General features: G+C 61.3%; 8 protein-coding genes and 2 pseudogenes. 1 reads left to right on the top strand and 9 read right to left on the bottom strand.

The window, feature by feature from the left end:
• Positions 1-148: 148 nt before the first annotated feature.
• The 9 genes and pseudogenes from I2456_RS07960 to I2456_RS08000 form a co-directional block, all read right to left on the bottom strand.
• Complete coding sequence (locus tag I2456_RS07960; RefSeq protein WP_139823144.1) at positions 149-2,923, bottom strand: NB-ARC domain-containing protein; 2,775 nt, start codon at positions 2,921-2,923, stop codon at positions 149-151.
• A 1,009-nt stretch (positions 2,924-3,932) separates the two neighbouring features.
• Positions 3,933-5,765: a hypothetical protein gene (locus I2456_RS07965; RefSeq protein ID WP_205880198.1), complete on the bottom strand. Its 1,833-nt coding sequence runs from the start codon at positions 5,763-5,765 to the stop codon at positions 3,933-3,935.
• A gap of 1,129 nt (positions 5,766-6,894) precedes the next feature.
• Entirely contained in the window at positions 6,895-7,632 is a 738-nt protein-coding gene (locus I2456_RS07970; RefSeq protein WP_085074068.1) for a hypothetical protein, read from the bottom strand.
• Between the two features lie 144 nt (positions 7,633-7,776).
• A pseudogene (locus I2456_RS07975) lies at positions 7,777-7,995 on the bottom strand (transposase); the annotation flags it as partial.
• Between the two features lie 46 nt (positions 7,996-8,041).
• Positions 8,042-9,985: a tyrosine-type recombinase/integrase gene (locus tag I2456_RS07980; protein WP_007172497.1), complete on the bottom strand. Its 1,944-nt coding sequence runs from the start codon at positions 9,983-9,985 to the stop codon at positions 8,042-8,044.
• Complete coding sequence (locus I2456_RS07985) at positions 9,982-11,031, bottom strand: tyrosine-type recombinase/integrase (RefSeq protein ID WP_007172498.1); 1,050 nt, start codon at positions 11,029-11,031, stop codon at positions 9,982-9,984. The genes I2456_RS07980 and I2456_RS07985 overlap by 4 nt, the downstream gene beginning before the upstream one ends.
• 116 nt (positions 11,032-11,147) lie before the next feature.
• Positions 11,148-12,161, bottom strand: a pseudogene (locus tag I2456_RS07990) (IS256 family transposase); the annotation flags it as partial.
• Positions 12,162-12,799: 638 nt separating this feature from the next.
• Complete coding sequence (locus I2456_RS07995; protein ID WP_085072918.1) at positions 12,800-13,105, bottom strand: hypothetical protein; 306 nt, start codon at positions 13,103-13,105, stop codon at positions 12,800-12,802.
• A gap of 40 nt (positions 13,106-13,145) precedes the next feature.
• Complete coding sequence (locus I2456_RS08000) at positions 13,146-13,667, bottom strand: hypothetical protein (RefSeq protein WP_139823013.1); 522 nt, start codon at positions 13,665-13,667, stop codon at positions 13,146-13,148.
• Between the two features lie 982 nt (positions 13,668-14,649).
• Here I2456_RS08000 and I2456_RS08005 point away from each other — a divergent pair.
• Positions 14,650-14,838, top strand: coding sequence for an excalibur calcium-binding domain-containing protein (locus I2456_RS08005; protein WP_241007896.1), 189 nt, complete (start codon positions 14,650-14,652; stop codon positions 14,836-14,838).
• Positions 14,839-14,995 lie beyond the last annotated feature (157 nt).

Below are 14,995 nucleotides of genomic sequence, written 5' to 3' on the forward strand. Positions count from 1 at the left end.
CACCCAAGCCATCCTCGCCAAGGCCTTTCGCGGCGAGCCGATAGGTACGGTGTGACGTCACCGTTCACATCAGGTGTCCGAACCCAATCACAAACGGCGCGCCTCGGCAGTTCAAAGCCACACCAAATGGGAGGGTCTCTAGGACCAGTTACTCGCCATCTTGGCTGATGATCTGCTGGTGCAGTTCGCCCGCGCGCGCGCGTACTTGACTGGATTTGAGCCGCATTTCCTCAACCGGGCCGATGTCAGTCGTGATCATCATCTCAAGCGTTCGGTAAATATTGACTAAGCCTCTGCTCAGCGGCCTCGCTCCGTGCGTCTGATGAAGTGGCCGGGTGACCAATTCATCGATCGCTCTGAAAGCTTCGTCGAATTGACGCCTCCGCAGTGCGATGTCGACCTCAATACAGTCGAACGTATGCTTGTCGTAGTCGTTCACTGTTTTGCGAAGAGTCGCGAGCATCTCGTCTAGCGAATCGCCGAGCTCGCCTGCGTCGATCTTTTTCACGAGGTCGTCCATGACAGCGTTCGGGCGAAGTTCATCACTTGGATCGCGTGCGATCATCTCGTCCAATTCATGAATCACGCTCGCAATCACCGCATCCCCGCGGTATTGCGCGCGGGCGTTGAGGGATGACCTGATGAGATAGGCTTTTTCGAACGCCAACGCGGCCCCCTTTGCGCTCAGGACTTCGCAGGTGATCGTCGCTCGTAACGCGTACAGCGCCCAAGGCCGCATGGTCGCAGCGTCGGTACCTGCGTCGTTGAGATCGACCACGATTGAAGATGCAGCCTGAAGAGCCAGTGCCTCCCTGGCCGGGTCAGATGGATGTGTCCACAGCTCCTGTAATACTTCTCGCGCAAGATTGACTGATGCGTAGATATCGCCGCGACTCATTCGGCAAGTCGATACCTCCAGCTTCAACCACGATTTGGTGTAGAGGAACATGCTGGCGTGCTGGTGGTTTAATGTCGGCAGGTTGCCGAGTTTGTCAATGGCCTTGAGCAACGAGATAGCATGTGCGACAAGCTGATCGACTACGAAGTATTGACTGCGCCTTCGTGCGTGTGCAATCCATCCGTGGAGGATGTACATCATCATCGTTATCTGCTCGCTCAACCGAGCTGGCGGTATTCTGCGGACGAATAAGCGCTGAAGGATCTCATGGACTAGCGGGTGGATATCGACCGTGTCGCTCGCCTCGTTCTGCTCACCATCGTCGTCTAGCAGGAGTACGCGGTGCGCGATCGACTGGGTTCGCATGATGCTGATGTAGCGTCGGCGTTGCGCTGAGTCCGCGAAGGACGGTTCTGGCAATCGCCCGAGACGGATCTGCATGTCCTCAGGCATCGAAGCGATCAGGTAATTCAGTGGAATCATGTCAGGTGCGAGAAGTGCCGCGCGGTAGAGCATTCCCTCTACCATCTTCACGTCGTGGTTGTCGTGGCCAATCACCCCGGCCCCAAGATGCCGGACGGCGTGCTCGATCGCTGCAAAGGCTGTGCGATCGAATCCTGGCGGTCTGGCCCCGATATCTTCGAGCGCCTCCAGTTCGGCAAAGTAGTCCGCTGATAGCTCCTCTATCGTGCCCGCAGCGTTGCGAAAATATAAGGCGGCCATTGCGATTGCTAGCGGGATCGATCCCAGTCGCGCAACGACTTCCTTTACCGCGTCGGATTGTGCGCTCGCATCATTGAGGCCGGCGTAGCTAGCAAAGCACGCCGTTGCCTCTTCCTCCGTAAAGGTTCCCACCGACAGGATGGTTGACGATGGCCACCAGCTAGTTTCGTTAGTCGTCGTCACGAGCACGGATCCGTTTCCTTGCGTAGGCATGAATCTGTCGATGTCGACGCGAGCTGGTAAGCCGTCGAAGACCACGAGCCACGGTCCTCGATGGCTGGCGAGCGCTTCGCGGAAGCGTTCGGAAGGGTCGATGCTAAGTGGAAGCTCTGTCTGGGTCAGCTCCTGCACGAAGCGCCGGATGTTGGACTCGATCAAGCCTGTGTCGCTGCAGTCGATCCAGCAGATGAACTCGTAGGAATTGCGATACAGGTGGCAAAAGTGTGCAGCCAGCGATGACTTCCCGTAGCCGGTTAGGCCTTGCGCAACAAGGTGTTTGACTTGGTGTCCGTCGCCCGGTCTTCCAATCGCTTCATATACCTTTTCGAGAAGATGCAGGCGTGTCACCGTTGCGGGCAACACGGGTATGCCATTAACGGGCACACCCCAATCAAAGCTGCCCACTACGTGGGCGATATCCGGATCGGGTATTGACATGAAGCTGACGATTTCCAGTGCGACGAACTTGGTCGGACCGTCTCCCGCTGCTGACTGGAAAACTCTATCTAGCAACAGCTTTGCGACTATTCGGCATGAGACGCTGCCTTGCCCTAATGCTTGGTCCGATCGGAACTGGCGCACCAGGTCTGCAATTGCCTCCGTAAGGTCCTCGATCGAGCGCTTATCGACCACCATCAGCGAGTCAGTAGCCGGAGTGGCGTCGTCCGGGTCGGGACCGACGTAGTCCCACTTCTCGATGTCGTCAGTGTCCAGGGTCTGCGAGCATCGTTGCTGCAGGGTTGGACCGAGAGGACGGTTCGTCACGAGCACGGAGCACGTCGCACGCTCTCCATTTAGACGTTCAAAAACGGTGTCTGCTTCACCGTGGTAGAGCTTGTTACCTTCGGGATTGCTCGACCCCTTCACTTGGGCTCGCTCCACAATCTCGTCGTCTGACTCGATCGCGAAGTCGATGATGTCGTCGTCCCGTGCAATGCCCTCTCTCATTAGGGTCGTCGGCTCAACATGAAGAGCGATGGCAGCCAATTCGCCGAGGTGATCGCGCATGTAACGGAGAAAGCGTTCGATCGTCGCGAGATATTGGTAGCGGTACCCGAATGCTGACTGGTTACCTCCGGCCACCGTGTTTCTCCTTTCGCACTTGACCGTTACCACCCTTGCCGTGGTGACCCTGGTGATCCCGATACTCATTGCAAATGAGGCAGAGGAGAACCCCTGCCACACCCCTCAAGGAAGGGTATGCGGGGTGAAAAGTTGCGGCGGCGATCCGGCGCAAGTTCCTCGGGGGAAACTGGGATCTCTCCGGTGAATACTTTTCGGGCGTAAACAGCTAACGAACCTGTGTAAATGCGACTTGGACAGCCAGAAAGTAATTTATATCAACGGTTTTCGTGGGATTAAAGCCATTGGCGCACACCATGTTCGGCCAGCTAATTTGGGGCTGTGACCTGCGGGTTTCGGACGGGCGGGTGTTCCACTTGTGGGGTGGGCGTGGTGGAACACCCTTCGGGGTGTTTGCTGGCAGGCTGGGGGTATGGCGAACTATTGGCGGGGGCCTTGGGATGAGCTGATTCGCCGGCTGCTCGGGAGGGTTGGTCCATTCGTCAGATCCGGAGTCGCCCGAGGTTGGTGGCGGCTAATCTGGGTTCGCCGCGTCTCTGGGTTGTGTTCATCGGGCAATCCACGCCGGCGACGCGGATGACGACGGCGACGAGCTGGGACGCGGCGGCGCTGACGCCTTTCACGCCGTGTCCGTGGCTGTCGGTTCGAGCGACGACGACGGGACTGTCACCGACGCCGAATTGTTCAACGAGCTTTACATGCCGGATGGCCGGCCGAACGCGCTGACGCTTCACCGCTGCGGAACTTGCCGACCGCAACGAATTGTTGGTCGGCTGGCGTGTCACAGACGACGCGGAGGCCCGAGTTGTCGAGAAGGCCATAATTGCGCAATTTCGCGCGCACTATGCCGCCTGGCCTTTCGCGAACCCGCGCGACTGAACCCGACTCGATTGGGCACGGTCAGGTGCGATTTGGCCGATAATCCACCGCGCCATCCGAGTTCGACACTTGTCGGTTGGGCGCGAGAGTCGAGTAATCGCTCGCCGAGAACTCGTAGGTAGGCTTATGGCTATCCACTCGCTACAGAGACGTTGACCCCGTCGCCGGGGTATGCCTCTAAGAGTTGACCAAAAGTCGCCAACGCATCTCGTGGTGTCTCGCCGAGGTATCCACCGAATAGATCGGAGCGAGAAGCCAGTACTCCAAGATGGTCTGCATTCTTGCTCGCTACGACCATGTAGGCTGCCCACTCGCGCTGGTGAACTAAGCGCGCGATGTGGAACGCGGTTGACACTGCGCCGACCGCCAATGCCGCCGCGCCAACTAACCAGAACTGAACTGCGCCACGTGTTCTTGCGTCGCCCTCTCCGTGAGAGGATGGGAGGGCGAGCAACTTCTCAAGGCACACACACCCGGCGAGAGCCAAGTCGGAGCCGTATCGGCATGCGTATGCGGTGAGGTCGCACACGACGTCGCATAGGTGGGTGACGAATCTCTCCTCAACGGCCATCTCGACGGCCCGATCGAGAATAAGTTTGAAAGCGGTCAGCTCCTGTTGTTCGAGTGATTGCAAAGCTGCGAGTCGGAGAATCCTGATTGCACTCATCAGTTTGGTTACAGAGTCAACTTCGTCGACCGGAATCGCGAAAGTAGTCATGCTGACTGCTAATTCTGTATGAGTGCTGTGCGCCAGCAGCGATCTCACGACGTACTCGGGCACGCCAACTGCCGGCCCGGACGCCGCGACAGCCGAACGAGTCATTATCTGCAGCACATCGCGAAGCAGAGGATTAATTGGAGCGACACGGCTGTCGTCCCGAGCCGATTGGGCGGCCGACAACAGCACGGACTCGCGCATACTTAAAACATTGTCGCGTTTGGCCTTGAGTTGCTCGCGGCTCTCCCATCGGCGGAGTTCAGCCTTGCGTCGACTGCGTGTCCACGACATGTGGTAGTTGACGAACTTCGTAAGTGTTTGAGCCACCTGGTGTGCCGTGCCGAAGTCGCCAGAGGCGACGAGGTCAGCCGAGAGCTTCGATAGCGCAATCGCGCCACTGCTGATGTCATCAATGTGCCGAATCCGGTGAATTTTTATGCGATTGCGCGTATATCGAAGCCATCGGGTATCCACTGACTGATCCCTCAGAGGCACGGCATGCGCGATCGTGTCATACCGGTTGACCGTTGTCGCCAGCCCAGCAGTTATGCGCAACCGCAATCCCCGACGCACTGGACCGCTGGCCAAAATCCGACGTAGCCCACGGCGGCTGGGTAAGACAATGCCTCGTCGTGTTGCGTTAATCGAGCGATCCCAAGCTCCTGCGATAGCGGAGGGCTGAATCTCGATGGCCGCACACGACTCGATCAGGGAGGTCATTTCGATCGCGCGCGCTTGGTTACGACCGACGCGCCGCCCGGTCGAACGCGCACGCCTCTTCTGGGCTGTGACGAAGCCCGCAGCTGCCCGCGAGGCGTCGACTCGGCGGAAAACGGCAAGCAGAGCGATCAACAGGGCGCAGGTCCAGATGACTAACGCAGAGTTTGAAGCCCAGTTCCTGATAAGGGTCCACGGTCCATGAGTAGGCTGACTAGGTTGCCAAATTGCCAGTCCGATCATTGCGACCGATGCCGCATAAGCGAGATCTAACTGCCAGGACTGACTCGTGTATCGGGCAATAGTGCTTGGCAATCTAGCGCCAGATAAATTTCCCGCGAAGACCTGCACAGTCGCCAGAAGCGCGAGTGTCGCAATAGCGGCTGTGATGGGGATCTCGAGCGGTTGGACCAAAGGTAAACGATCCCGCAACACGATTGCGCAGAGTGTCGTCAACAGTGCTACGCCAGCCCAGCACATCAGGCGACGTACGAAAGGGCCTGGCGCAAAAGGCAAATCCTCGGCCACGGGCGGATTTCTTGGGGTAGAGCAACGGAGGGGAGAATCCGCGGCTCGGCCGAGCGCCTCAACCCGCTTGGAGGTCAGCTGTGCCCGCTTTGCTACATCGGCCAAGGTGATTGCTGCCGGAAGCCCTCGCTCACGCAGCGACAAAGCCAAGAGACTTGCGACCGTTGGTATTCGGTCATCTGTATCGCCCACCTGAGTTGCGCTCAGCGTCTCCAGTGCGACGCCCTCGAGCTCCGGACGTTGGCGAAGTAGGCTGACGGTGCCTGCCCGCGCGAGAAGCACATCACCGCTAGCTTTGTATGGATCGACGGGTCGCTCGACGAGCGCGAGCAGCTTCGCCAAGATGCTGCGCGCGTGGACATCGCTAAACACGCCAGCCAGGTGCGGAATAAGGCGAAGGGGCATTGCATGTCTTGTCACTGCGGATTCCTTCAGTAGTTCTGAACTAACTACTGACTCAAGGGTCACGGCGTCGGCGTGCCTCCGCAGCCACTGGTAGGTAAGCACACGCCAGTCGCCGTCGCTTGAGTCGGAACCTAGGTCGATCACCGTAAGTAGGTCCAGACCCGGGTCTGGAGACCCTGAAACAATCGCTCGGAGTGCGGGGCTGCTAAGCAACCGTGCGGTCAGGTCACGTGCGTCGATCTTGGGAATTCGCCCGTTCGCCGACCATAGAATCGATTCACCGATTATTTTGTGCCACAACGAATTAAGTCTGGGGCAATGATCCGGGTTCGTCTCGACCTGGTCGAGAACATCGGCGGGCTCGATTTCTGGTTCAAGGGCTACCCGCCGCTTGTCAACAACCGTTAAGCCCGAGTCTGTCTTGTAGGTCCTGTGGGGAGGTGGGGTCGCATCGGCTTTTGTGGGCGCTTCCAGTTGCGGCTCGGGCTGTGCACTATCTGTACCTCTCCAATAAACCCACGTCAGCGCAGCGCGGAGCAACAGCTTCCGACAGACACGGTTGATCAAGCGGTTCAATGAGCGTGCTCTCAGAAAAATCGATCGAACCGGACCTCCTCTGCAGGCTAAAAGCCACCAGTACCGGACGAGCTCGCTCAGTCGAAGGCTCCGAAACGAATCAAATGACCGCTCAACGGCACCGCTACCATGAACCACCACGCGAAACCTAGCTCACTTCGTTACTGGCGGCCGGCATTGCGATCGCTTGAGCTGCGGGTTGCATCTTTTCGGCACCGGCGAAGTACAGCCCGGCAGGAACTTGGACGTCCAGCGTGTTCCTGTCGAGCACTGGGCCCAGGATATTTTTCGTCTGCGTCTCCACAGTTTCTAGCGTGCGCTCCGCAAATGGCAGCATGCTGAGTGCGTACTCGCGATGCTCCACTGGCACTGCGTCGACGTTCCAAGCCGCGGCGCGCGCCTTTAGCTCATCTGCCGTCTCCTTCTGAATCTGCAGAAGGACCAGCGGTTCGAGAATGCTTATGCCATAGGGGCTGTCCGCTTGCGACGCCCCTTTGACATGGAGGACGCGTCGATGCAACACATCGCCTTCGGGTGTCCGCTCGATAAAGGTGCCATCGCCTTGGATGGCTACGGACTCGGGTCGGAGCAGTCGAATGTCTTCGTCAGGTACCTGTCCCCACGACAGGTAACCGTTACCGCACACGAATGCGTCGCGAACGACGTGTGCTAGATAGGTACGGCTCAGTCCCAAGTCGAGATAATCACGCACGAACCCAGCAATCTCGGCATTTCCCCCTCCGGCAGTGACCATCCCCTGACTCATCAGAGTGGCCAGGACATCAATCGCGGCGCGTGCGCGGGTGGATTCGTTGTAGATGCGACGCAATATGGGCGCTTGCAGCGCGATCTGCTCCGGCTCAACGAGACAAGATGTGAATTGCACGTTGAGTGGAGCTCCGCTCGCTGCCGCGCGAGCACACAACGTTTCCGCCGCTACTCGCCAACCCTTGGCGCGCAGAAGATCAGCTACTGGTCAAGTCCAGAGATGTGGTGTACGACGTCGTCGTGTGATTCTTCGTTGTCGTGGTTAGGCGGTTAGTGCCGCGGGGGTGTCCTCCTGTTCTGTGGGGGTGTCGGTTGAGAGGCGGGATTTGCTGAGGACGTCGAGGCCGAGGTAGCGGCGCGATTCGGCCCATTCGTCGTGTTGTTCGGCCAGGACAGCGCCGACCAGGCGAATCAGGGCGTCGCGGTTGGGGAAGATGCCGACGACGTCGGTGCGACGGCGGATCTCTTTATTAAGGCGCTCTTTTATCCGGCCCTCGGGGGCGGGTCAACCCGTCGGGGTGGGATGTTCATCGATCGAGGCGCTGGAGGTGGTCGGTAAGGGCGTGGGCGACGCGGTCGTGGCGGGCGGCTTCGTCGGTCCAGCCGCGGCACTCGGCGTCGGTTCTGAGGGCCTGGACGTCGGCGAGTTGGTCGGTGAGCGTGTCGCGGAATTCGGGGGCGGTGACGTAGTTGTCGCAGGTTTCGCAGATGTTGGCATAAGGGCACGCGCCCGCGGATTCGTGGCGAGCGCAGTATCCGTGTGCAACGCGGGTTTTCAGCATTTCACTGTGCAGCCAGCCGACCTTGTCGGGCAGGATCGGTTTGCCGACCGGGGTGAGGGTGAACTGGCGGCGCATCTTGCCCATCGCTTCGTCGTAGGCCGCGCGCAGGGTGGGCGAGGCCAGGGTGGCGTAGCGGATCGTCATTTGTGGAGTGACGTGCCCGAGTAAGGACATCAAGGCCTGCAGACTCATCCCGGCGTTGGCGAGTTCGGTGGCCCAGGTGTGGCGCAACTGATGTGGAGTGACCATCAGGACGCCGCCGTCGGGACGGTGCAACCCGGCGGATTCAGCGGCGGTGAGCAGCCCGTTGCGCAGCCGGGTGTAGCCCAGGCGGCGTCCGTGCCGGGTGAACAGAAAGTCGGTGAGCACGCCGGTGCGTGGGTGCGGCAGCGGCCGGTGCGTGCCGCGGAGGGCGACCCACTCGTCGAGCGCGGCGAGGGTCGCGGCGGAGAGCGGGACCATGCGTTCGGTGGCGAGCTTGCCCAGTGGCACCTTCAGCCAGGTTCCGGCCGGTCCGTAGTCGATGATGCTGCCCAGTTCGAGGTCGAGCAGTTCCCCCGCCCGCAGGCCGGCACCACGCAGCACGGTCAGGCCGATGCGGGCGAACGGATCCTGCAGGTGGGCAACGGCGTTCATCACTGCCGCGTCCACATCGGGTGCTAGCGCGCGTGGCAACGGCTGGTCGAGTTTGGGGACGTCGGCGGCGAATACCAACCGCCGTGGTGGGGCCTGCGCCCAGCCCCAGGCGGTGATGTCGTCGAGCAGGTTGCGCAGACTGAGCACTGCCGACTGGGCCACCGCGGCCGAGACGGTGCGCCCGGCGCCCGCGGCGGCGCGCTGACCACGCCAGCCCCGGGTGCGATTCCATTTCAGGTAGCCCTCGATGCAGCTCCGGTCGAGTTCACGCAGGCTGATGACGTCGGGATGGTGAGCGGTGAGGTATTCGGCGAAGGGCAGCAGGTCGTTGATCAGCGACTCGACCGATTTGGGCCGCAGCACCGCCGCGCGCACGCCGATGTAGCGCAGCAACGTCTGACGGATCGGGTCGGGCATCTCCACCTCGGTGAAGCGCTGCTCGAGGCTACGGGCCCACCGCCGGCGTTTCGGCGCGGTGTCGATGACCGCGGTCTCGAACAACAGCTGCCGCAGGCTGGCCAGCCGCCCCCTGTATGCCCGCCGCGACGATGGCGGCACCACGGTACGTGACAGCGCGGCGTCGAAGTCGTCGAGCGCGTCGCCGGTCAGGTCGGCGACCATTCCGCCGTGGTGTGCCAGCACTACCGCCAGACATTCGCCGAGGACCGTCTCGACCCAGGAACTCCTCCAGCCCAACCGAATTCCCGCATTCCGCAACGCGGCGAATCCGCTCGGATCCCGGTCCTCCACTGCGCGGCCCAGCCCGGTCAACTGTTTGACCGCGGCCAGCTCGACGTCCAGCCGTAACCGGCCGGTGCCGATCGTGTGACAGATCAGCGGCCACGCCCCGGTGTCCCGTATCTCGGCGATCCGCTCGGCTGCCGGCAGCGTCATCCAGGCGTGCAGGTCGCGGTGGCGTGCGGTGAAGTCGCGAGCGATCCGAATCCGGTCGCGTACCGCCCGCCCGCTCAAACCCAGGGTGGCGACGTGGTCGAGATAATCCGCCACCACCTCGTCGGCGCCTACGGGTTGGCCGACCAACACCGTGGTCACTGCCGGGCTCCGGCCAACGTCGCACGAGCAGCACCGTATTCGGCGGCGAGCTGCTCGATCGACAAATGCACGTAGCGGGCCGTGGTCTCCGGCGAGACATGCCCCATCAACGCCCGCAACGCCAGCAGATCGATTCCGGCCGCCGACAATTCGGTGCCGTAGGTATGCCGTAAACGGTGCGGGCGGACTCTTGTGGCGCCAGAGGTCTCCCGGTGCCGACGGAACAGGCTGCGCAGCCCGGCCTCGCTGACCGGTGCACCGGTCGTCGGGCCGCGCAGCACTACGAAGCACTGCGGCGTCGCCAACCCCGGCGGCCGCTCCCATCGCAGGTAGGCGGCGAGCTCGGTGAAGAACGCCGCATCGACCGGGACATGACGTTCCTTGCCGCCCTTGCCGATCACCCGAAGCCGGCGCCGGCCCATATCGACGTCGGCGAGCAGCAGGCCACGCGCCTCGGCCGAACGCAGCCCTCCGAGTAGCATCACCAGCACCATCGCCCGGTCCCGGTGCGTTGCCAGTGTCGCCAGGAACGCGTCGACATCGTTGGTGGACAACGATTCCGGAAGACGCTGCGGCTGACGCACCAACCTACCGCCACTGCGTGCACGCCCGGGACCCAGATGACCGAGCAACCCCCGCTGCGACTGGCGCAGCCCCTGTCCCCGCCGCGGCGACGGCACCGGATTGTCGGTGCAGACACCGGTCATCACCAGATACTCGAATAACGCGCGCACTGCCGCGACCCGGCGGTTCACCGTCGAAGCTGCCGGCGGGGTCGACGAGCGGTGACCGCCGGTGGGCTGGTCCGTTCGGCGGACGCCTTGCCAGTCGATCCAGTCGAACACCAACGGCGCATCGACCGCGGCGAGCCCGACCGCTTGCTGGACGAGGAACCGGCTCAAATTGGCGACGTCGAATGCGTAGGCCCGCACCGTGGCCGCGCTGAACCCCCGTCCCGCCAAATGGTTGAGAAACGCGTTCACCGCGTCCTGCCCGTCCCAGTCGCCCTCCAGGACATATCCGCTGTCGCTCTTGAGTACCCGCATCGCCGCTCCGCCTTCCCCCACCGAGATGCAGACAGCATCCATCCGTGCTCAGCGCTTGTGCGTGAACCTCACGCTGCAGCCCGAACCGTGTCCCCGGAGAGCCGGTTAACGGATAGAGGGTTGTTGGACCAGATTTGGCGCCAGATCTGCTTGGGAAATGCGGTGAACGCCAGCAGATCGGACCGGGCGGCTTCGAGGTGATCGGCGACCTTGGGCAGCTTGTCGGACAGGGCGTCGATGATCCGGTCATATTGCGCGGCAACCGAAGCTGCGTCTGGTTGGTCGAACACCGAATGCAGCAGCGTCTTTACCCACGGCCAGGAGCTCTTAGGGGTAATTGCCATCAAGTTGGTGGCGTAATGGGTGCGACAGCGCTGCCAGGACGCGCCGGGCAAGGTAGCCCCGACAGCCGAGAGCAGGCCAGCATGAGCGTCGCTGGTGACCAGTGCCACCCCGGACAGGCCGCGGGCGGTCAACGACCGCAGAAACGTCAACCAGCCCGCTCCATCCTCGGCGGTGGTGACGTCGACGCCCAGGATCTCGCGGTAGCCCTCGGCGTTGACGCCCACCGCGATCAGCGCGTGCACGTTGACCACGCGGCCGGCCTCGCGGACTTTGAGCACCAGGGCATCGGCGGCCATGAACGTGTACGGGCCAGCATCGAGGGGCCGGGTGCGGAAGGCTTCCACGGCGGTGTCGAGTTCTTTGGCCATCACCGACACCTGCGACTTCGACAGCGACGTAATCCCGAGGGTTTCCACGAGCTTGTCCATCCGTCGCGTCGAAACCCCGAGCAGATAACAGGTGGCCACCACCGTGGTCAACGCCCGCTCGGCACGCTTGCGGCGTTCCAGCAGCCAGTCCGGGAAGTACGAGCCCTGCCGCAACTTGGGGATCGCCAGATCCAAAGAACCTGCGCGGGTGTCGAACTGGCGATGCCGATAGCCATTACGGGAGTTGGTGCGCTCAGCACTGCGCTGACCGTAACCCGCGCCGCACAGCGCATCGGCTTCAGCGCCCATCAGCGTGTGGATGAACGTGGCCACTAGCTCGCGCAACACATCAGGGTGGGTGGTAGTGAGTCGCTCAGCCAGCAGCGCCGGCAAGTCGATATCGTGGGCAGCGGTCATCGCGTCGATTCCTTTGCTCGAGTGACTTTGGACGGTCTCTCGAAGAATCACGCGATGACCCTCATCTATCCGGCTACGACACGCCGGTACTCAACTCACGGCCCGACTCGTACACCACCTTGGTGGACGCAACCCAGCTACTTCGCTGTCTGATGTGGCGTCCAGTTGACTGCCCAAGTCATCCACCGTCGTAATCCTGCCGTCCCCGAGGGAATCAGGAGTGATCACTCGGCGGGCAACCATCCGTGCAAGGTAGGTGATCGTGTGTTCTAGCTGAATGTTAACTGGGTGATTTGCCACGATCGCGTAGATCAGCGGGCTCCCCGCTGTCGCGGCAGGATGATCAACGATGTGCTCCGCGGGTCGATTCGAGATCATCGGGTCCTTCGGCGCGGGCCTAGTCTGGCCTGTGGCGCGCATTATGGCGAAACCGAAGAGAAGCGGATTTAGACAACAGCCATGATCTACCAATCCAAGTCGGACATATTGGGCCGAAGCTCCAATCGCGGCTTTGGCTCCAACGAGCGAAGCCAACTCCTGAAGCGAAGCCACAGACGCAGCCAGATGGGAACTGGTGACCGCGTCATAGCCCGCATTTAGGCGGGTTTCAGTAGTCCATGCTGGTGCTCGACCTTCGCTCACAGTCCCGTCCTGTAGCGATATGCGATCGGCTGCAGACGGCAGGGATCGATTTGCCACGGCATCTGCAGGATTAACTCACCTTCAGCCGCGATCGGTCCGTGTTCCTCTCCGTCTCGCAGGAGCCGTATGCCTCTAACGAGGGCGAGCGCGTTGTTCGGATAGTCGATGGTGTGAAGCTCCACCTCATTTGATTCAGGTCCATCTACTTGGAGTACTCCGGTCACCGTGTTGCCGTCTGCTCCGGGTAGCCAGAACTCACCGAGGGAGTTGCTCTGCTTGATCGGGAAGTCACTATCCGTCATGGGTGCACAACGTGTCCCGATTGGGTGCCATGCCCAATTATCACAGCAGTCTTCGCGATCTGAGGTCGACAACAACAGCAGGAGATTTTCGTCCATGGTCCCAACTGAGCGCCAAGACTATGAGGGCTTTGCCCTCTGAGGAGTGGAGGCAGACGGCTGACGGTCTGTGGATGGCAAAGGCTCCATTTCCGGCTTCGAGAGGTCCGAGCGCGAGCGTGAATCGGACGGCACCCATGAAGACCGTCGCAGTTAGGAGTCGTCGCTCGTGAACTTCGGATCTAACTTCTAAGCCAATATCAACGCTCGGAGTAACCTCAGGGTTCGGGCTGCCGGTGAGGTAAAGCCCCCAGTGTCTCGGCAGCAAACCATCCCGAAAGAGATAACTGGCTAGGACCTCGCTTAGAGGTGCGGTTTTCAGGTTGTCTGGCACCGATGAAGCTGCAGCGGCGGCCCCCCAGATCACTTTCAGGAGCCAGCGTTCGAGCTCTTCGCCGCTGCAAAGATCAAATTCGTTGTCGTTGAGTTCGGGACTTCGCAGCTGGCTGCGTTGGTAGCGCTCCACCGTCTTCTGGATCTGGGTAGCCGTTCGGTCCAGGCGAGATAGTGCGGAGTTGTGTCGGCTGCAAAGAATTTTCGCTCCGAGTGCGGTGAATGGGCGTTCCTCTGATTCGCTTTGTTGCCAGGGCATTCCACCGATGCGGACCGTCTTCTCGCTGCCGAACAGACGTAGTACTCCTTCGCTCAGCCAGTGCTCCCTCGAGATCTTTTCCGAACAGTCGTTGGTGAATCCGACGTAACAGCGCGGGTGTGCCTTCCCGGTTGGTCGGTCCCCAAGTAGCGGTGCATAGGGCGGCAATTGCCATCGTTGAGTTGACCGGTCGACGTGGCAGTCGCCAGCCGATCGTCTGGATCCGCAGGGGCATGGTTCGTCGGGGGATGGTCCCCAGTTGTGCGGACCCGCATTGAACGCGACCGGCCGAGCGTGGGGCTCGAACTGCTCAATCGGCACTAGTAAATCGATACCACATCTGTTTCGACGGCAGTTAGTGCTCGAGTGCGCGCTATATCGCCTGGTGAAGTCGGTGGCGCCACATTGACCTGAGCGCGGCGTCAACGGACCGCATATGCTCTCGCGACTCGAGCGGGCGCGGCTGCCCAGGCGCCGAACATCGTTCGGAGTGTCCTAATGGTGTCCTAAGACGCAACCTCATCAGCAAATACCCTATCGACATTTCGGTACCAAATCCTTCTTCTGACCTCGACGATTCGTAACCTATTGGACGCCCAGGCATTGGCCAGCACACCGTGATTCACACTGGCAGTGTGGGGGTCAGGGGTTCGAGTCCCCTTGGCTCCACCCTCTGACCTGCAACTATAGTGCGATTCAGCCGTATGACACACGGTGTGACAAAAGGGGCAGGGTCCAGCGCAGGACTTCTGGGCCTCCCCAATTTCGGCCCATAGCGGTCGTCCGCCGTCGTAACCTCCCCTCACAACTACCAGAAGAGGGGTGCTGATCAATGATGCTCCGCCGTCTCGTACTCATGGCTGCTGCTGCCGCCGCCGTCCTTGGCCTGGGTGTGTTTGTCGCACCGACCGCCCTGGCCGATCCGCCTTATGCCAACTGCAAGGCAGCTGCCGCCGATGGTCGCTACAACATCCCGCGAGGTGACCCGGCCTACGGGGCATGGCTGGATCGGGACAATGACGGAATCGCCTGCGACCGGCGATAGATCCCCCGCCTGACGCAGGTGCAGATCCGCACCATCGTCACGGTGATCTCGGTGGTGGTGGCCGTGGTGCTCGTGCAGCCGGTTATCGGCTCGATGAGGCTCAGCGGCCTCCCGGCCCCAAGTCGCCCCAGGGCACCAGCCGCACCGTCAGCCCGGC

This window comes from Mycobacterium kubicae (assembly GCF_015689175.1).
GTDB lineage: Bacteria > Actinomycetota > Actinomycetes > Mycobacteriales > Mycobacteriaceae > Mycobacterium > Mycobacterium kubicae.